Source organism: Sorangium sp. So ce1036 (assembly GCF_051369805.1).
GTDB classification, from domain to species: domain Bacteria; phylum Myxococcota_A; class Polyangia; order Polyangiales; family Polyangiaceae; genus Sorangium; species Sorangium cellulosum_F.
This window is the reverse complement of the sequence record NZ_JBBMOX010000001.1, coordinates 3,560,932-3,579,260: the sequence shown is the minus strand read 5'-3', so window position 1 is coordinate 3,579,260 and position 18,329 is coordinate 3,560,932. Positions and strand designations below refer to the sequence as shown.

General features: G+C 72.4%; 15 protein-coding genes, 1 tRNA gene and 1 pseudogene. 8 read left to right on the top strand and 9 right to left on the bottom strand.

All coding sequences use genetic code 11. The features are described 5' to 3' along the window. Positions 1–117: 117 nt before the first annotated feature. Positions 118–2,571, bottom strand: a complete 2,454-nt coding sequence (lon, locus tag WMF31_RS13795) for an endopeptidase La (protein ID WP_436602376.1) — start codon at positions 2,569–2,571, stop codon at positions 118–120. A gap of 384 nt (positions 2,572–2,955) precedes the next feature. Between lon and WMF31_RS13790 the strand changes: the two genes are divergently transcribed. After that, positions 2,956–3,768: a formylglycine-generating enzyme family protein gene (locus WMF31_RS13790; protein WP_436602375.1), complete on the top strand. Its 813-nt coding sequence runs from the start codon at positions 2,956–2,958 to the stop codon at positions 3,766–3,768. Between the two features lie 86 nt (positions 3,769–3,854). Continuing rightward, positions 3,855–4,790 (top strand): methionyl-tRNA formyltransferase, encoded by a 936-nt coding sequence (fmt, locus tag WMF31_RS13785; protein WP_436606558.1) that lies wholly within the window; start codon positions 3,855–3,857, stop codon positions 4,788–4,790. 147 nt (positions 4,791–4,937) lie between these two features. Here fmt and WMF31_RS13780 read toward each other — a convergent pair whose 3' ends face one another. From WMF31_RS13780 to deoC, 3 genes are all read right to left on the bottom strand, one after another. Further along, positions 4,938–5,777, bottom strand: a complete 840-nt coding sequence (locus WMF31_RS13780) for an aldehyde dehydrogenase family protein (protein ID WP_436606557.1) — start codon at positions 5,775–5,777, stop codon at positions 4,938–4,940. 176 nt (positions 5,778–5,953) lie between these two features. After that, positions 5,954–7,495, bottom strand: a complete 1,542-nt coding sequence (locus WMF31_RS13775) for an aldehyde dehydrogenase family protein (RefSeq protein WP_436602374.1) — start codon at positions 7,493–7,495, stop codon at positions 5,954–5,956. 86 nt (positions 7,496–7,581) lie between these two features. Further along, positions 7,582–8,535, bottom strand: coding sequence for a deoxyribose-phosphate aldolase (gene deoC / locus WMF31_RS13770; RefSeq protein ID WP_436602373.1), 954 nt, complete (start codon positions 8,533–8,535; stop codon positions 7,582–7,584). A 136-nt stretch (positions 8,536–8,671) separates the two neighbouring features. On the opposite strand from deoC, the gene WMF31_RS13765 reads away from it, so the two are divergent. The 4 genes from WMF31_RS13765 to WMF31_RS13750 all read left to right on the top strand — a co-directional run bounded on the left by WMF31_RS13765 (position 8,672) and on the right by WMF31_RS13750 (position 11,687). Beyond that, the gene (locus WMF31_RS13765) at positions 8,672–9,418 is read left to right on the top strand and encodes a peroxiredoxin (protein WP_436602372.1); all 747 of its coding nucleotides are present in this window, start codon (positions 8,672–8,674) and stop codon (positions 9,416–9,418) included. Positions 9,419–9,671: 253 nt separating this feature from the next. Then, complete coding sequence (locus WMF31_RS13760; protein ID WP_436602371.1) at positions 9,672–10,574, top strand: alpha/beta fold hydrolase; 903 nt, start codon at positions 9,672–9,674, stop codon at positions 10,572–10,574. A 149-nt stretch (positions 10,575–10,723) separates the two neighbouring features. Next, positions 10,724–10,795, top strand: a tRNA-Thr gene (locus WMF31_RS13755). A gap of 292 nt (positions 10,796–11,087) precedes the next feature. Beyond that, complete coding sequence (locus tag WMF31_RS13750; RefSeq protein ID WP_436602370.1) at positions 11,088–11,687, top strand: Uma2 family endonuclease; 600 nt, start codon at positions 11,088–11,090, stop codon at positions 11,685–11,687. A 237-nt stretch (positions 11,688–11,924) separates the two neighbouring features. Here WMF31_RS13750 and WMF31_RS13745 read toward each other — a convergent pair whose 3' ends face one another. From WMF31_RS13745 to WMF31_RS13730, 4 genes and pseudogenes are all read right to left on the bottom strand, one after another. After that, positions 11,925–12,116: a hypothetical protein gene (locus tag WMF31_RS13745; protein ID WP_436602369.1), complete on the bottom strand. Its 192-nt coding sequence runs from the start codon at positions 12,114–12,116 to the stop codon at positions 11,925–11,927. Next, on the bottom strand, positions 12,113–12,655 hold the full coding sequence (locus tag WMF31_RS13740; protein ID WP_436606556.1) for a DUF6484 domain-containing protein: 543 nt from the start codon (positions 12,653–12,655) through the stop codon (positions 12,113–12,115). The genes WMF31_RS13745 and WMF31_RS13740 overlap by 4 nt, the downstream gene beginning before the upstream one ends. 98 nt (positions 12,656–12,753) lie before the next feature. Then, positions 12,754–13,029, bottom strand: a complete 276-nt coding sequence (locus tag WMF31_RS13735) for a hypothetical protein (protein ID WP_436606648.1) — start codon at positions 13,027–13,029, stop codon at positions 12,754–12,756. A 277-nt stretch (positions 13,030–13,306) separates the two neighbouring features. Next, positions 13,307–13,879: pseudogene (locus WMF31_RS13730) on the bottom strand (contractile injection system protein, VgrG/Pvc8 family); the annotation flags it as partial. A 688-nt stretch (positions 13,880–14,567) separates the two neighbouring features. Here WMF31_RS13730 and WMF31_RS13725 point away from each other — a divergent pair. Together WMF31_RS13725 and WMF31_RS13720 are read left to right on the top strand one after the other, a co-directional pair. Beyond that, the gene (locus WMF31_RS13725) at positions 14,568–15,353 is read left to right on the top strand and encodes a class I SAM-dependent methyltransferase (RefSeq protein ID WP_436602368.1); all 786 of its coding nucleotides are present in this window, start codon (positions 14,568–14,570) and stop codon (positions 15,351–15,353) included. A 121-nt stretch (positions 15,354–15,474) separates the two neighbouring features. Continuing rightward, positions 15,475–16,530, top strand: coding sequence for an aldo/keto reductase (locus WMF31_RS13720; RefSeq protein WP_436602367.1), 1,056 nt, complete (start codon positions 15,475–15,477; stop codon positions 16,528–16,530). Positions 16,531–16,616: 86 nt separating this feature from the next. Here WMF31_RS13720 and WMF31_RS13715 read toward each other — a convergent pair whose 3' ends face one another. Further along, positions 16,617–18,308 (bottom strand): serine/threonine-protein kinase, encoded by a 1,692-nt coding sequence (locus WMF31_RS13715; protein ID WP_436602366.1) that lies wholly within the window; start codon positions 18,306–18,308, stop codon positions 16,617–16,619. Positions 18,309–18,329: the final 21 nt, after the last annotated feature.

Here is an 18,329-nt window from a genome sequence, read left to right as displayed (position 1 = left end):
GCTTGACAGCCGTCGAGACGAAAGCCGGCGCGGACGCGCGCGCGGCACCCCCGGACAGACAGAAGGCGCCGCGCGAGCCAGCCGCGCGGCGCCTCCAGGGAGCCGATCGAGCCTCGATCAGTTGCTGGCGATCGAGCTCTTCTCGGACTTCTCGAGCTCCTTCTTCTCGCCGTCCTTCGACTCCTCGGTGACGGGCGCGGGCTCGGGCATCCGCTCGAGCGCGGCCTCGAGGACCTGCTCCATCCGGCTCACGAAGAAGAACTGCAGCTCGTCCACGACCTCCTTCGGGACCTCCTCGAGATCCGCACGGTTGCGCTCGGGGACGACGATGCGCTTGATGCCGGCGCGGTGCGCCGCCAGCACCTTCTCCTTCAGCCCGCCGATCGGCAGCACGCGGCCGCGGAGCGTGATCTCGCCCGTCATCGCGACGTCGTGCCGGACCTTGATCCCCGTGAGGAGCGAGACCAGCGCGGTGAACATCGTCACGCCCGCGCTCGGCCCGTCCTTGGGCATCGCGCCGGCCGGGATGTGGATGTGCAGGTCGCTCTTCTCGAGGAAGTCCTTCGCGATGCCGTACCTCGCCGCGTTGCTGCGCACGAACGACAGCGCCGCCTGCGCCGACTCCTTCATGACGTCGCCGAGCTGGCCCGTCAGCTGGAGCTTGCCCGTGCCGTACATCCGCGTCGCCTCGATGAAGAGGATCTCGCCGCCGACGCTCGTCCACGCGAGGCCCGTCGCGACCCCGCTCTCGGCCGTGCGCTCCGCGACCTCGCTCGTGTACTTCGCCGGGCCGAGGAACTCGTGCAGGTCGTCCTCGTTGTCGACGCGCCGCTTCTGCGTGTCGCCCTCGGCCACCTTCACGGCGACGCCGCGGATGACGCCCGCGATCTGCCGCTCGAGCGAGCGGACGCCGGCCTCGCGCGTGTAGTGATCGATGATCTCCTCCAGCGCCCGGTCCGTGACCTCGAGCTGCTCGGTCGTGAGCCCGTGCTCGGACAGCTGCTTCGGGAGCAGGTGCTGCCGCGCGATCGCGAGCTTCTCCTTCCGCGTGTAGCCGGGGATCTCCAGGATCTCCATGCGGTCGCGGAGGGGCGGCGGGATCGGGTCCGCCACGTTCGCGGTCGCGACGAACATCACGTGCGACAGGTCGTACGGGATCTCCAGGTAGTGATCCGCGAACGTGTTGTTCTGCTCCGGGTCGAGCACCTCGAGCAGCGCCGCCGAGGGATCGCCCCGGAAGTCGTGCCCGATCTTGTCGACCTCATCCATCATGAAGACCGGGTTGATCGTCCCCGACTTCTTCATGCCCTGGATGATCTGGCCAGGGAGCGCGCCGACGTAGGTGCGCCGGTGGCCGCGGATCGCCGCCTCGTCGTGCACGCCGCCGAGCGAGACGCGGTGGAACTTCCGGCCGAGGGCGCGCGCGATGCTCCGGCCGAGCGAGGTCTTGCCGACGCCGGGAGGCCCGAGCAGGCAGAGGATCGGCCCCTTCTTGTCCTGCTTCAGCTTGCGCACCGCGAGGTACTCGAGGATGCGCTTCTTCACCTTCTCCAGGCCGTAGTGGTCCTCGTCGAGCACCTTGCGGACGCTGCTGATGTCCAGGTTGTCCTGCGTCGACTGCGTCCAGGGCACGTCGAGGATCCAGTCGAGGTACGTGCGCACCACGGTGTACTCGGCCGACCCGACCTGCATCGTGCGCAGGCGCTTGAGCTGCTTCTTCGCGACGGTCTCGGCCTCGGTCGGCAGGTTCGCCTTGGCGATGCGATCCTCGAGCCCGTCGAGGTCGCCCTGATCGCCGTCGTCCTCGCCGAGCTCCTCCTTGATGGCCTTGAGCTGCTGGCGCAGCACGTACTCGCGCTGGTTCTTGCCCATCTCCTCCTTGATCTGGGAGTTGATGCGCTCGCGCATCTTCAGGATCTCGAGCTGCCGCGTGAGCAGCCGGAGCACCTTGCGGATGCGCTCCTTGACGTCGATCGTCTCGATGAGCTGCGCCTTCTCCTCGACGGGCGCGTCGAGGTTCGCCGCCACGAGATCGGCGAGCGCGCCGGGCGCCTGGATCGAGTCGATGAGCGAGCCCGCCTCGCGCGGGAGCTCGGGCATCAGCTGGATGACCTGCTTCGCGATGTCGCGCAGGCTCATCGCGAGCGCCTCCGCCTCGACGTCCTCCGTCGCGGGCTCATCCATGCGGCGGATCTTGGCCCGGAGGTACGGCGAGTGCGCCGTGACGCCCTCGAGCCGGATCCGGGTCAGGCCCTGCAGGATCAGCGAGTAGTTGCCGGAGCTGTGCTTCAGCGCCTTCAGCACGCGCGCGGCGCAGCCCATCGGGTAGAGATCCTCGGCCCCGGGATCGTCGGTCGAAGGATCGCGCTGGGCGAAGATCGCGATGACAGGGCCGGGGAGGTTGTCGACGTCTTCCACCAGCGCGACCGACTTCTCGCGACCGACATCGAAGGGCGCGACGGCGCCCGGGAACAGCACCGCATTGCGGATCGGCAGAACCGGCAGCTCGTCGCCGAAGACAACCTCTTCCTCGGAGCGCGGCGGCATCGGCGGGTTCTTTTTCTCGGACATGGCGATCTCCTCTAGGCACCCGACCGGGGGAGGTAAACCCCTTCATGAACCAGCGACCAGGCGGCGCGGTCACCGCGCGCGCCCCGGTCATCTTTGCTTGCATCGAGACGGACGTGGATCGTGCGACGCGGAGCCCCCGATGGCGCAAAATGGGCCAGGGTGCCCGTGGAAACCCACCATAGACATGGCGCATGCCGCGTGCCACAGCGCTGGTCATTTTTTTCCGGTACGCTGCGGGTCAGTCTGGTGCGCAGCGCGTCGCGCTTGCCGCTCGCCGCGCCCGCTCGTCGGACAGCAGACGCGACCGTGGCAGCGCTCGGACCGCGCGCGGCGACGCCGGCATCGACGCCGGCGCCGACGGGTCGCCGGAGCCTCCCCTGAACGATGATCGATCCCCTGCTCGGCCTCGGCGCGCTCGCGCTCGCGCTGCTCACCTTGCCGGCGGCGCCGGCCTTCGATCCCGGGCCCAGCCCGGCGTGCCCTCCGGACATGCGGCTCGTCAGCGGCACCCACCATGACGAGGTGCAGCACGTGTGCGTCGAGCCGGTCCGGGGCGGCAGGGCCACGCACTGCTTCGCCTACTGGGAGGGCATCACCGCGGAGGAGGGGCCGGCGACCGAGATCGTGGTGTGCATGGACCAGTTCGAGGCGCCGAACCAGCGGGGGGCGAGGCCGCTGGTGATGCAGTCGTTCGAGATGGCGACCGCGTGGTGCGCCGAGCGCGGCAAGCGGGTGTGCTCCGAGCAGGAGTGGGAGCTCGCGTGCGAGGGCCCCGAGCGCCGCCCCCTCGCCTACGGCTGGCGCGTCGACAAGGCGATCTGCAACAGCGGCAAGGCGTGGCGGCCGGTCGACGAGCGGAAGCTCGGCGCCTCCGGCGAGGTGGCGCGGCGCGAGGTGGAGCGGCTCTGGCAGGGCGCCCCGAGCGGCGCGCACCCCGGGTGCGTCTCGGCCTTCGGCGTCTTCGACATGATGGGCAACGTCGAGGAGTGGGTCGCCTCCCGCCGCGGCCGGCGGTGGCCGGGCGCGCTCATGGGCGGCTTCTGGGCCAAGCCGTGGACCGGCTGCCGCGGCACGAACGACGCGCACGAGCCGGGGTTCGCGTTCTACGAGACCGGGTTCCGCTGCTGCGCCGAGCCGCGCACGACGCACGGCGCCGCGCCGGACGCGCGCGACGGAGCTTCCGGATCGCGGCGGTGACGGGCGCTCGGGAGCTCGCCTCGATCGGAGAGGGCAGGCTGAAGAAGGCGGGCCACCGGGGCGCGGCTCCTGCTAGAAGCGTCGGCGTGCGCGCCCTCTTCTTCGGAACCCCCGCCATCGCCGTGCCCTCGCTCGACGCGCTCGCGTCCATCGCGGACGTCGTCGGCGTCGTCTGCCAGCCGGATCGGCCCGCCGGGCGCGGGCTCGAGCTCAAGGCGCCGCCGGTGAAGCTCCGGGCGATGGAGCTCGGCTTCCCGGTGGTGCAGCCCGAGAAGATCCGCACGCCCGAGTTCGCCGCGTGGGTGAGGGACGCCGGGGCCGACGTCGCGCTGGTGATCGCCTACGGGCGCATCCTGCCGAAGGCGGTGCTCGAGGCGCCGCGGCGCGGCTGCATGAACCTGCACGCGTCGATCCTGCCGCGCTACCGCGGCGCGGCGCCGATCACGTGGGCGATCGTCGAGGGCGAGGCCGAGACAGGCGTGTCGCTGATGCAGATGGACGAGGGCCTGGACACCGGGCCGGTCTACGCCGTGCGCCGGACGCCGATCGGCGCGGACACCACGGCCGACGAGCTCGCGGTCACGCTCGGGGCGCTCGCCGCGGAGGTCGTGCGCGAGGACCTCCGCCGCGCGGTGGACGGCGAGCTCGCGGCGACGCCGCAGGACCACGACAGGGCGACCCACGCGGCGCTCCTGAAGAAGGAAGACGGGCGCATCCGATGGGACCGGACCGCGCGGCAGGTCCACGACCACATCCGCGGGATGACGTCGTGGCCGGGCGCCTTCACGACGCTCGGGGGCAAGGCGCTCAAGGTGCTGGCCGCGCGCCTCGAGAGCGAGACCGACGCTGGCGGGGCGCCGCCGGGCACCGTGCTGATGGCCAGCCGCGGCGTCCTGATCGTCGCGTGCGGCGCGGGCGCGATCCAGATCCTGCGGGCGCAGGTCGAGGGCCGGAAGCCGCTCCCGGCGGCGGATCTCGTCGCCGGGCGGACGCTGCAGACCGGGATGGTGCTCGGGCGCTGAGCGGCGCGCGCGGGGGGTGGGGCACCTGGGGTGCTCACCGGAGGGGCGTTCGTGCAGGCGAGCCACGCAAGGGGCTCGCCGGAACGAGAGGCCCCGGAGGTGAGCACCCCAGGTGCCCCACCCCCCGCGCGCGCCACGCCTATGGGGCTACGGTCCTGCCGGGTGCCAGATCGTCTTCATCTCGACGAAGCGCTCGATCCAGCGGGGCGATGTCGCCGAGGCGTCGTCGAACCACGCCGCCTCGCCGAGCGACCGGACGCGGACGCGCTTGACGCTCGCGGCGGCCGCCTCCTCGACGCGCTTGCCGAGCGCGGCGTCCACGCCGTGCAGATCGAGCGCGGCGACCTCCATGTGCGCGGCGAGGTGCGGCAGCACCTCCGCGAGCTGGCCCGTGAGGAGGTTGACGACGCCGCCCGGCAGATCGCTCGTGGCGAGCGCCTCGCCGAAGACGAGGGCCGTGCGCGGATCGAGCTCGCTGGCGAGCACGACGCAGGTGTTGCCGGCCGTGATCACCGGAAGCAGGGAGCCCGCGAGGCCGAGCAGCGCGGGGCGCGGCGGGGCCGCGATGACGACGACGCCCATCGGCTCGGGCACCGTGAAGGTGAAGTGCGGGCCGGCGACGGGGTTCAGGCTGGAGAAGAGGCCCTGGTACTTGTCGGCCCAGCCCGCGAAGGCGACCACGCGATCGACCGTCGCGAGCGCCTCGCGCTGCGCGGCGCCGGCATCGAGCCCGCCGCGCTCGAGCGAGGCGGCGAGCTCCGCGCGCCGGGCCTCGAGCATCTCGGCGAGGCGGTAGAGGATCTGCCCGCGGTTGTAGGCCGTGCGCGACGACCAGCCCGAAAGCGCGCTCGCCGCCGCCAGCACCGCGTCGCGCGCGTCCTTGCGGGACGCGCGCGGGATGTTCTCGACCGTGCCCGCGCCGTCGTGATCGCGCACCTGGGTGGTCCTCCCCGATTCGGAGCGCACGAACGCGCCCCCCACGAACATCTTGTACGCCTTGCGCACGGCGATCCGCGCCCCCGCCTCGCCCACCGGCGCCTCCGCGTCGCCCGCCGCCGCGCTGGGCACGCCCGCCTCGCCCGCCGGCGCGCCCTGCGCCGCCGCGCCGACGCCGGCCGGCGCGCGTCCGTCGTGATCGCCGCAGTCCTTGTGCCCGGACGCCATCAGTCCACCTCGAGGTAGGCGAGCAGCCCCTGCCGGCCGCCCTCGCGGCCGAAGCCGCTCTCCTTGTAGCCGCCGAACGGCGCGCTCGGATCGAACTTGTTGAACGTGTTCGCCCAGACGACGCCGGCGCGGAGGCGCTGCGCCACCCAGAAGCTCTTCGAGCCCTTGGCCGTCCAGACGCCCGCCGACAGCCCGTACATCGTGTTGTTCGCCTTCTCGATCGCCTCCTCGGGCGTGCGGAAGGTCAGGACCGAGAGCACCGGGCCGAAGATCTCCTCGCGCGCGATCCGGTGCGACTGCGCGACGCCCGTGAACAGCGTCGGCGCGAACCAGTAGCCGCGCTCCGGGAGCGCGCAGCGCGGCGTGAAGCGCACGGCGCCCTCGCGCTCGCCCGAGGCCACGAGGTCCTGGATCTTCTCGAGCTGCGCCCGCGAGTTGATGGCGCCCACGTCCGTGTTCTTGTCGAGCGGATCGCCGACGCGCAGGGTCGCCATGCGCTCGCGCAGCTTGTGGAGGAGCGCGTCGTGGACGCTCTCCTCGACGAGCAGGCGCGAGCCGGCGCAGCAGACGTGGCCCTGGTTGAAGAAGATGCCGCGGATGATCCCCTCGACGGCCTGGTCGAGCGGCGCGTCCTCGAAGACGATGTTCGCGGCCTTGCCGCCGAGCTCGAGGGTGAGCCGCTTGCCGGTGCCGGCGAGCGCGCGCTGGATGCGCTTGCCCACCTCGGTCGAGCCAGTGAACGCGACCTTGTCGACGCCGGGGTGGCCGACGACCGCGGCGCCCGTCGCGCCGGCGCCCGTGACCACGTTGACGACGCCGGGCGGGAGGTCAGCCTCCTCGATGATCTTCGCAAGGAGGAGCGCGGTGAGCGGCGTGGTCTCGGCGGGCTTGAGGACGCAGGTGTTGCCCGCCGCGAGCGCGGGGGCGAGCTTCCACGCCGCCATGAGGAGCGGGAAGTTCCACGGGATCACCTGGCCGGCCACGCCGAGCGGGCGCGGGCGCCGGCCGGGGAAGGCGTGCTCGAGCTTGTCGGCCCAGCCCGCGTGGTAGAAGAAGTGCGCGGCCGCGAGCGGCAGATCGACGTCGCGGGACTCCTTGATGGGCTTGCCGCCGTCGAGCGACTCGACGATCGCGAGCTCGCGCGCCTTCTCCTGGATCGCCCGGGCGATGCGGTAGATGTACTTGCCGCGATCGAGCGGGCGCAGGCGCGACCAGCGCTTCTCGTAGGCGGTCCGGGCCGCCTGCACGGCGAGGTCGACGTCCTGCTCGGAGGCCTCTGCGAACTCGCAGAGCTTCTCCTCGGTCGACGGGCTGATGCTGTCGAGGTAGCGGCCCGACGCGGGGGCGCGCCACGCGCCGCCGATGAAGAGGTCGTAGCGCGGCGCGATCTTCACGTGATCCCGCGCCTCGGGCGCCGGCGCGTAGCGCCACGCGTCGCCGAACACGACGGCCGCGGCCGCCGCGTCCGCGTCGCGCGCGGCGCTGACTTGCCGGGACGAGCCCGCGTCGCCGCCTGCCGCGGCGGTGCTCTTGTCGTTCATGCCGCGCACTCTACGCCCGGGACCGCAGGTTGAACACAGGGCCCGGGACCGCCGCTGGACCCCGCACGGCGCCGCGCGCGATCCGATCAGTCCTTGCTGAAGTAGTCGGCGCCCTGGTAGGCCCCCGTGCGCTCCTTCTCGAGCTGCATGAGGACGTCGTTGAGGAGCGTCGACGCGCCGAAGCGGAACAGGTCGCTCGTGAGCCAGGCGTCGCCGAGCGTCTCCTTGACCATCACGAGGTAGTGGAGCGCCTGCTTCGCGGTGCGGATGCCGCCGGCCGGCTTCATCCCGATCCGGCGGCCGGTCGCGTGCGCGTGGTCGCGGATCGCCTCCAGCATCACCAGCGTCACGGGGGGCGTCGCGGCCGGGGTGATCTTCCCGGTCGAGGTCTTGATGAAGTCCGCGCCGGCAAGCATCGCGATGTGGCTCGCCTTGCGGACGCGGTCGTAGCTCCCGAGCTCGCCCGTCTCCAGGATCACCTTGAGGTGCGCCGCGCCGCACGCCTCCTTGACGGCGGCGATCTCGTCGTGGACCGCGGCGTGCTCGCCCGCGAGCATCGCGCCGCGATCGATGACCATGTCGATCTCGTCCGCGCCGAGCTCCACGGCCTGGCGCACGTCGGCGAGCTTGACGGGGAGGGTCGACAGGCCGGCCGGGAACGCGGTCGCCACGCTCGCCACCTTGACGGTCGACCCCTCGAGCGCTCGCTTCGCCACAGGGACGAGCTTGGGATAGACGCACACCGCCGCACAGGAAGGGATGTCCGCGCGCTCGTGGGGGCGCAGCGCCTTCTGGCAGAGCTGCTGGACTTTTCCGGGGGAGTCTTTCCCTTCCAGCGTGGTGAGATCCATCATCGAGACGGCGAGCTTGAGGCCGGCGCTCTTGGCCGGGCCCTTGATGCTCCGCTTGCCGAGCTCGGCAGCACGCTCTTCGACCATGACCTTGTCCACGGTGGGCGAAGAGAAATCGGGGTAGGTATCTCCCCTGCCCTTGCGCACCGCCGGAGGGGCGGTGTCGCTGCCGTTGCCGAAGGTCGCCATCGGTCGGGTCTCCTTGGCGCCGCAACGTATCAGAAGCGTCGGATCGATCCCACCGAGCGCGTGCTAACGTGGCGCACCGATGAAGAGACGCTTCCCGACTGCCCTCGTTTTTTCCGTAGTTGCTGTCGTCTTTGCCTTGGTCTCGCTCCTCGCGTGCGGCGCGGTGCAGCGGCCCGATGGAGGACAGGGGCTTCTGCCGGTCGGCTCGCCTGCGCCGGACGTCTTCGCCGCGGATCAGCACGGCGCGATCCAGCGCCTGTCGGACCAGCGAGGCCGCGCCGTGGTCGTCTACTTCTACCCGAAGGACGGGACGCCGGGCTGCACGGAGGAGGCGTGCGCGTTCCGCGACGCGTGGGATCGCTTCACGCAGGCGAACGTGCAGGTCTTCGGCGTGTCGTCGGACTCGCGCGAGTCGCACGAGATGTTCGCGAACCAGAACAAGCTGCCGTTCCCGATCCTGGTCGACACCGATCACACGTGGGCCACGGCGTTCGGCGTGCCCACCAAGCTCGGGGCGACGGCGCGCGTGACGTTCCTGATCGATCCCGACGGCCGGGTCGCGAAGGTCTACCCCGACGTGGATCCGGGCGTGCACGCCGAGGAGGTGCTGAAGGACGCCGCGCAGCTCACGGGCGCAGCGCTTCCGGTCGCGCCCGCGGGCACGGGCAGCGCGGCGCCGGCGGGGCCGGACGGCGCGGCGCCGGCAGGCGCGGGCAACGCGGCGCCGGCGGCGACGCCGGGGGCCGGCGCGGTGGCGCCTGGGGCAGCGACGCCGGGAGCGGCGACGGCGCCGGGCGCAGCGGCGCCGGGAGCGGCGACGCCTGTCGCGACGGGGGCGGTCCTGCCCCCTGCGCCGCCCGCGGCGACGCCGGCGAGGCGGTGACGGCGCGGGGCGCGCCGGACGCGGGACGCGCGGCGTCAGCGGCGCGCAGCGCACCGGCGGCATGCAGCGCACCGACGATACGCCGGAGCACCGGCGGCATGCAGCGCACCGACGATACGCCGGAGCACCGGCGATACGCCGGAGCACCGGCGCCACGCAGCGCATCGGCGGCATGCGCAGCATGGGAGCCCCGCGCGTGATGCGCGGAGAGCTGACAGGAGCCGCATCTTCATCACGCGAGATCGGACGAGCGGTGCGTAAATCCTCGGACATCTGGAAGGTCAACGGGCTGGATCTCTGCGTCCACCGGTTCCGGGACGACGACGCCCGGCCCACCGGCGTCACGCTGCTGCTGCTCCACGGCTTCCTCGACGCCGGGAGCACGTGGGACCTCGTGGCCGAGCCGCTCGCGCGCGCCGGGTACGACGTGGTCGCGCCCGACCTGCGCGGCTTCGGCCGGAGCGCCCGCGTCGGCGCGGGCGGCTACTACCACTTCCCCGACTACATCGCGGACGTCGCGGCGCTCGTCGACGCGCTCGCGCCGGAGCGGCTCGGCGTCGTGGGCCACTCGATGGGCGGCGCGGTCGCGGTCTACTACGCGGGCGCGTGCCCCGACCGCGTGGAGCGCCTCGCGCTGCTCGAAGGGATGGGGCCGCCGGCGAGCCGGCCCGACATCGCGGTCACGCGCATGGAGACGTGGCTGCGCCAGATGAAGGGGCTCGATCGGACGCCGCGCAGGCTGTCGTCGATGGCCGACGCGATCGCGCGGCTCGTGGTGCACCACCCGTGCGTGCCGCGCGAGGTGCTGGTCACGCGCGCGCGGCTGCTCACGCGGGAAGAGCCGGACGGCGGGCTCGCGTGGGCGTACGATCCGATGCACCGGACCACGTCGCCGATGGTGTTCCAGGCGGAGGCGTTCATGGCGTTCCTGGAGCGCATCGCGTGCCCGACGCTGATCGTGAGCGGCGGGCCGAGCGGGTGGCATCCGCCGGACGAGGCGGAGCGTGCGGCGCACATCGCGCGGGCGGAGCACTTCGAGCTGCCGGACGCGGGGCACATGATGCACTGGTCGGCGGCCGCGAAGCTGGCCGAGCGGCTGGACGAGTTCTTCCGGGCGGGGGGCTCGGCGGCGGCGGAGCGCGGCGGGAGGCGATGAGCCGGGGGAGCCCGGGGAGAGCTCGCGGCGAGCGTGGGCTGCCCGGGGAGGCGCGAGGCTGCCCGGGTGGTGCGAGCAATGAGGTTAACGAAAGTGCTTGACTCGGTGGGGCGAGTGGGTAATCTGCGCGCCTCACCGACGAGAGACGCGCCACCTTAGCTCAGTGGTAGAGCAACGGTTTCGTAAACCGTAGGTCTGGGGTTCAAATCCCCAAGGTGGCTCCGAGAAATTGCCAGCGTGTTCGTGCTCCGAGGGAGCACCGGTGCTCCGCTGGCGTGGTTGACGTACCAGGGTGATGGTCGATCTCGTGATGAGCCGCCTGCCTGGGTAGCCTGTCGGAGAGGGCGCAACGGCGCTGCGTGGGCGCGCGGGGTGCCCCGGGGATGCGCACCGACGCCGGCTGGAGACGGACGGGGGCGAGCGCTCAGGAGTGCGCCACGGCAGCGGTGTGGCGCGGACGCCAGGGTGCGGACGGTGCTGGTCGAGCCGCCGGCGCCGCTCTATCGTCGACCCATGTCGAGCGCCTCTCCGGAACGCCGCTCTGCGACGGTGGAGGACCTCCTCACCATCCCCGAGGAGGAGCGCTTCCACGAGATCATCGACGGCGAGCTCGTCCGCAAGGCGATGCCGAGCCCACGCCACGGCGCGGCGCAAGCGGAGCTCGCTGCCGAGATCGCCGGCGCCTACGGCCTGCGCTCCCGCGGTCGTGGACCGGGGGGCTGGATCTTCGCGACCGAGGTCGAGGTCCTCTTCGAGGCGCCGCAGGTCTACCGGCCCGACGTGGCCGGGTGGCGGCGTGAACGCCTCCCGCGATGGCCAGACGAGAGCCCGATCGCGCTTCGGCCGGACTGGGTGTGCGAGATCCTCTCGCCGTCCAACAAGCAGAACGATCTCTTCAAGAAGCTGCGCACCTACCAGCGTTGTCGGGTCCCGCATTCCTGGATCCTCGATCCGGAGGCCGAGGCGCTGGTCGTTCATCGCTGGACGCCGGAAGGCTACCTGATCGTCCTGACGGCCGATGGCCACGAGCGCATCCGGGCCGAGCCGTTCGAAGCGGTCGAGTTCTCGGTGCGCGGCCTCCTCGCGGGGGACGAGGGGGAGCAGGGCGCGTAGCGCCGGAGATAGCGGATCGCTCACGCAAGGACGGCCTTGTGCCGCGCTCGCCTCTGACTCGGGTTTCGCCGTTTATTCGGCGAGTCTCCGCCCAGGGAGCTCGGGCAGCGGCGCCCGAGTTTATGGATTCTTCAAGTGTGCGGATTCGCCGATCAAATCAAGAATGTTGAGCCCCGCGCTCCACCGCGAGCACCATCGGCGCAAACAAGCTCCCGGATCGTCCCGGTCGATACCCCCCTACAGATCTCCCCACCCCGCATCGCCCACGAGTTGAAGGCCGTCGACATACGCCTCCAGCCGCTCGTCCAGCTCACCCAGGCTCTCGAGATCGTAGAGCGGATCCAGGACCGCGGCGTCCCGGTACGACCACAGGAACGCCGCCTCCAGGGCGTGCTGCTCGAAAATCTCGGCATCGATCGTCGAGATCAATTGATCTGCACCGAGCCGCCCTGGATCCGGTTCACGCCGGAGGAGCGCGTCAGCAAGTAAGCCCCACGAATCAGCACCTTGCCAGCGCGCGTCAGCGTGATGCTGGCGTCCCCGCACTGGAGCACGATCTCCTTCTCCGCCGTGAACACCAGCCGCTCGCCGTCCGCGGTCGCCGTGGCCGCAGCCCGCCCCGCCCCGCTCGCGCGCTCCCCCAGCACATGCATCCGCCCCATCACCACGGGCCTGTCGCGCCGCCCCCCTTCGAACAGCAGCGCTACCTCGCGCCCCTCGTCCTCCGGCCCGAGCGCCGTCATCGCCCGCGCCGGCACCCCGCCGCGCGCGCCATCCCCCAGCACCGCGGCCTCCACGAGCGGCTCGCCGCTCCCCCCGAACCCCACAATCCGCCCCACCACGACCCCATCGATCGGCCCGGCCTTCTCCGCCTCCGCCGCGAAGCGGTCCTCGTGCGCCGCGACCACCAGCTCGAGCAGCGCCTCGGCCCCCTCGATCCCCCCCTCATCGGCCTCCCCCGCGTCCATGCCCTTCCCCTCGGCGCGCGCCCCCTCGCCTTCCGCCACCTCGATCCGCAGCGCCTCGCTTCCCAGCTCCGCCGTCGGCCCCCGTCCGTCATCCCGCATCACCCGACTCCTCCGCTCCCGCTCATCATCTCCAGGTGCAAGCGCCCCAGACCGCATCGGTTCATCCCCACGTTGCTGTCCTTGACCTTCACCTTCCCCGACGCCTCGACGTTCACCGCCCCCTCGCTCTTCACGTCGAGCTTCCTCCCCACGGCCCGGATCGGCCCCTCGCCTTTCACGGCGATCCTCTTCCCCTGCACCGTGACGTTCCCGTTCTTCTCGAGCGTGACCGTGTCCTCTCCGCACGCGATCGCGAGCTTCTCGCCGATGATCATTCACCTCCTCCCGCACGTTCCCCCCGATCGTCACGGTCATGTCCTTGGCCATGCTCAGCGTGTATCCCTCGTCCACGCTGATCGACTTGCCCTTGGCCACCATATCCGAGCTCGCTCCCCCCCACCGATTCGCTCTTGTTCCCGCCGATCGACACGCTCTGGCTCTCTCCCATGTCGATCGCCTGGCTCTCCCCGACTGACTCGGCATGATCCCCGCCCGCGCGGACCTCCCGACTCGCTCCGACCGAGAGGCTCTCGTTCTCGCCGATGCTCTCTGTGAGGCGAATCCGGGCAATGCTCGATGCCGCGCCGGGAGCATCACAGTCGCCCGGATAGTCGTGACCTCGAGATCGTCGTCCACGTCGGCCTGGGCCTTGCTCGCGAGCGACAGGCTGGGATTCTTGAAGTTGTCGTCGCGAAGCGCCACCGTCCCCGAGCGCACCCTCTCCGCGTAGCGGAAGTGCGAGACGTGCTCGTTCTGGTGCGTCGCGCCGAGCGGCGGCCGGAGCACGACGGTGCTCTTCCCCGCGAGCGGCCCACTGGCAGCGGGGCTGTCGGCGAACACGAGCACGTAGCCGCCCTCGTCGTATTCGAAGAAGTGACAGATGCCCTCCTCCTCGAGCAGGCGCGAGATGAAGTCGAAGTCGCTCTCCCGGTACTGCACGCAGTACTCCCTCGGGCGGTAGCCGCCGCTCAGCGCGAAGCGGTAACCGTTGCTCGGGATCCCGGCCGTGCGCAGGACCTTCTCGACGATCTCCGGGGTGGCGAGTGCCTGGGAGATGCCCTCACTGCCCTCGAACCGCGTCACGCGGAGCTCGTGATCCAGCCCGTCGACCTGAAACAAGTGCATGGACTCTTCCCCTGTGCAGAGCACGAGCGGAGCGCGAGCAGCGTGCGGCCCGCGGCATCGTACGAGCTCCGCGCATTCGGCCGCAAGAGGCCAGCGCGCGCGGAGGCGGCAAGCTAGAGCGCGCCGCGCGCGGATGTCGAGCAGCGCGGCGGCGGGCGCTCACGCCGCGGGCGCGGCTGCGGATCGGCTAAAGGGCCTCTACTTCGCGCGGGTGCCCATCCACCGCGACGGTATCCCGCCCGGCCCCGCGACTCGGCTCGCTCCTGCCGGCAGCGGGCTCGGCACGGGCGCGCACCTCGAGCTGCTCGCGCGCATGTCCGAGCAAAATCCTGGACGGCTGACAAGGTACACGTACGTCGGTCGCGCCCCGCTCGGCGTCGAGCTCAACCCCGGCGACGCAGCGCCATCCGAGCACGCATGCCGCAGGCTCCTGCTCGGGGTGGAGCCGAGATCCTCATGGCTCACGCCCGTGGCGCAGGGCTCCCCGCGTGGGCATGGCCGCGGGAGCACGCACGGATCGAAAGAAAGGCCAACATCACCGAAAACACGGCCAGCGACGAGCTCCTCTGCAGGTCCTAGGCTCCTCGCATGCGATCTCCCGCTCCACGGAAGGACCCTTCCAATGCCCGTCGAACGTGAACACCTCGCCACCGGTGACGAAACCGGTAACGAAGCGCGCTGGAGCGCCATGACGGCCAGCTACGAGCGCTGGGCCGAGCCGATGACGGCCCAGTTCGCGCGCGCGGCGCTGTCGCTCTCGGGCGGGATCGCGCGCGGGGAGCGCGTGCTCGACGTCGCGGCCGGCACGGGCGCCCTTGCTGTGGCCGCGGCCGAGGCGGGCGGGCGCGTGCTCGCGACCGACTCCTCGCCCGGCATGGTGGCGCGCCTGCGTGAGCGGCTCGATCCCTTCGCCGGGAGCGAGGCGCGCGTGATGGACGGGCAGGCGCTGGAGGTGGAGGACGCGACCTTCGACGCGAGCTTCTCGGTCTTCGGCGTCATGCTGTTTCCCGAATGGCGGCGCGGCCTGGCGGAGCTGGTGCGCGCGACCCGGCCCGGCGGCCGGGTGATCGTGGCGACCTGGGTGAACCCCGAGGGCGCAGGCCCGGCGCCGCTGATCAGGCAGGCCTACCGCAGCGCCTCCCTGGAAGCAGCGCTCCCTCCTATGCCGCCCGGCATGATGGTCCTCTGCGCGCCGGAGGGCCTGAAGGCGGAGATGGTCAGGGCCGGGTGCGGCGAGGTCGCCGTGCACGCGGTCGACGGCGTCTGGGGCGGGCCCTCGGTGGACCAGGTCTTGAAGGTCATCGACGAGATACAGCGCCTGTCGCCGCACCACGCCCACGCCGGGCTGGACGACGAGGAGCGCGCTCGGCTGCGCGGGCTGTTGCGCACCGCCGTCGAAGCCCGCGCCGAGCCGGGCGGAGCCGTTCACATCCCGGCGACGGCGAACGTCGCGATCGGCCACAAACCGCGCTGATGCCACCCGGCTCGACCGCGCCCGCCGACATCGAGCGCGTTCAGAGCCCGTGGTCGAGACGTTGTGAGGCTGCGGTTCCTCGACCTCCTGGCAGATCGTAAGCTCCCGGCGGAGGTCCCCGATGAGCGAGCGACGAGAACAGGCCGACCGGACCGGCCGGCGCGAGGTGCTGGGCACGATGGCGGCGGTCGCCGCAGGCGCGGCCGGCTGCGCGCCGCCCGCCCCGCCACCGGGCCAGCCCGCCCAGACCGCCCAGCCCGCCCAGCCTGCCGCAGCGGCAGCACCCCCGCCGCCCGGCCCACCGCCGGCCGCGCCCGCCCCGCCCCCTGCCCCAGGCACAGATCCCTCGCTCCGCCCCCTCGGACGCACCGGCGCCTCGGTCGAGCCCGTCTCGCTCGGGGGCGAGGGCATCCTCCGCACCACCGGCCGCAGCCGCGAGGCGGTGCCGGTGATCCTCGAGGCCCTGCGGCTCGGCGTCGGTTATTGCGACACCGCGCCCGCGTACGCGCAGAGCCAGGACTATTACGGCGAGGCGTTCCGCGCCGCGGGCCCGGGCGCGCGCGAGAAGGTCTTCCTGGCCTCCAAGACCCACGCCCGCGATCGCGACGGCGCCCTGCGGCTGCTCGACGACAGCCTGCGCCGGCTGGGCACCGACCACCTCGACCTGTGGCAGCTCCACGACCTGCGCGACATGGCCGAGCTCGACGAGATCTTCGGCCGGGGCGGCGCCATCGAGGCCGTCGAGCGCGCCAAGGCAGACGGGCGGATCCGCTTCGTCGGCATCACCGGGCATCACGATCCCGCGATCCTGCTCGAGGCCATGCGGCGCTACCCCGTGGACACGGTGCTCTGCGCGATGAACCCCGCGGATCCCGCGCGGATGCCGTTCTTGACGACCGTGGTGCCCGAGGCGCGCCGGCGCGGGATCGGCGTCATCGGCATGAAGGTCATGGCCGCGGGGCGCCTGCTCGCGGACCGCGTGGCCACGCCCCACGAGCTCATCCGTTACGCCGCGAGCTTCGCCGATACGGTCATCATCGGCTGCTCCTCGATCGCGGAGGTGCGCGAGAACCTCGGCGCGCGCGCGCAGCCGGTGCCGATGCCCGAGGTCGAACGCGCCGCGCTCGAGGCGAGGGTGGCGGGCCGCGCGTTCCGCTACGACGCGTTCAAGGCGTGACGTCGTCGTCGGAACCGTCGTCCTTGCGACGGGGCTGCGCCCTCGAGTCGGCGGGGGTGCTCCGCTCGTGCTCTGCCAAGCGCACCTCAGCCTCGCACGTGTGCAGCGACCAGCGCCGCAAGAAGCGCCGCCGCCAGACCGAGCGCCAGCACTCCGAGCACGACCAGCCCCGTCCTCCTTCGCGTCCTCGGCGGAGGCGCCGCCCTCGTTGCCATCGCCCCCGCGCCAGCCATCCCCTGCTCCCAGGGCTCCGTCCTCGCCAGCCGCTCTCCCCCTGCCCTTGCCACCATGGCGGCCTCCGCCCCCGCCCACTTCTCGGTGCTCACCAGCGAGCTCGGCTCCATGGTGGTCGCTGCCGGCCGTTCCCATTTCTCGGTGCTCGCCAGCGCCCCCGCCCCCGCCCCCGTACCTGCCCCCGCCTCCGCACCGCGCCCCGCCGCGCCGGCCCCCGCGCTCGACCCCTGCCTCGCGGCCACTGCCCCCGCCGCCCCGCCCTCGACCACCGGCGGCACCGGCATGCGCGGCAGCCCCGGAGCCACCACGTCTCCGCTCCCAGCCTTCTCCCCCTCCCCCGCGCTCGCGACGCCGAGCCCCCACGCCGGCGCCACCTCGAAGAGCTGCGCCATCGCCAGCCTGTTCGGCTCCTCTGCGCCCGCCGGCCCTCCGCCGACCGCCAGCCCCCGCAGCGCCCCCCTCTCCCGCACAGCCTCCTTCTTCTCCCGCTCCCGCGGCGCGCCCCGCACCGCGCTCCCCCGGATCGCCCTCGCCCGCGCCGCATCCGCCACCTCGCGGAGCAGCCGCCGCGCGCTCGCCTCATCCCCCGGCAGCCCCGCCGCCACCCCCGCCGACAGCGCCTGCTGCGCCACCGCGCGCAGCGCCTCCGCGAGCTCCCCCGCCCGCGCAAACCGCTCCTCGGGCCTCTTCGCCAGGCACGTGGCCACCGCCTGCCACAGCGCCTCCGGGCACCCCGGCAGCACCTCGGGCAGCGGCCTCGCATCCAGGTGCACGTGCGCCGCCAGGATCTCCGTCTCTCCGATCCCCGACCCCGCATCCAGCGCCGCATACGGATGCGCCCCCGCCAGCATCTCGTACATCACCACGCCGAGCGCATACAGATCCGCGCGCGCGTCCACCGCGCTGCTCCCGGTGATCTGCTCCGGCGCCATGTACCGCGACGTCCCGACCACCGCGCCCTGCCGCGTCAGCCCCAGCCCCGCCCCCGCCCCCGGCCCCGCCCCCGGGCCGGCCCCCGCCCCCGGGCCGGCCCCCACGGCGCGCCCGTCCTTCGCCACGCCGAAGTCGAGCAGCCGCGCGTGCACGCCCTCGCTCACCATGACGTTCTCCGGCTTCACGTCCCGGTGCACGAGCTCGGCCTCGTGCGCCGTCGCGAGCGCGTCCGCGAACTGGATCGCGTAATGGACCGCGCGCACCCCATCGAGCCGCCTGCCGCCGGCCGTCATCTGCCGGAGCGAGACGCCGACGACGCGCTCCATGATCATGAAGAGCCGCCCGTCCGCCGTCGCGCCGGCGTCGTAGAGCCGCACGATGTTCGGGTGCGCGACGCGCGCGACGAGCTTCGTCTCGCGGAGGAAGCGCTCCGCGTAGCGCGCCTCCCCCGCGAGCGCGCGGTGGATGATCTTGATCGCCACCGGCCGCTCGATCGCCGTATCGAGCGCGGCCCACACCTCGCCCATGCCTCCGCGCCCGAGCGGGCGCTCGATCAGAAAGCGCCCCTGGAACAGCACCCCGGGGCTCAGCAGATCATCGACGCTCGTCACCTCGCGACACCCCACCCGGAA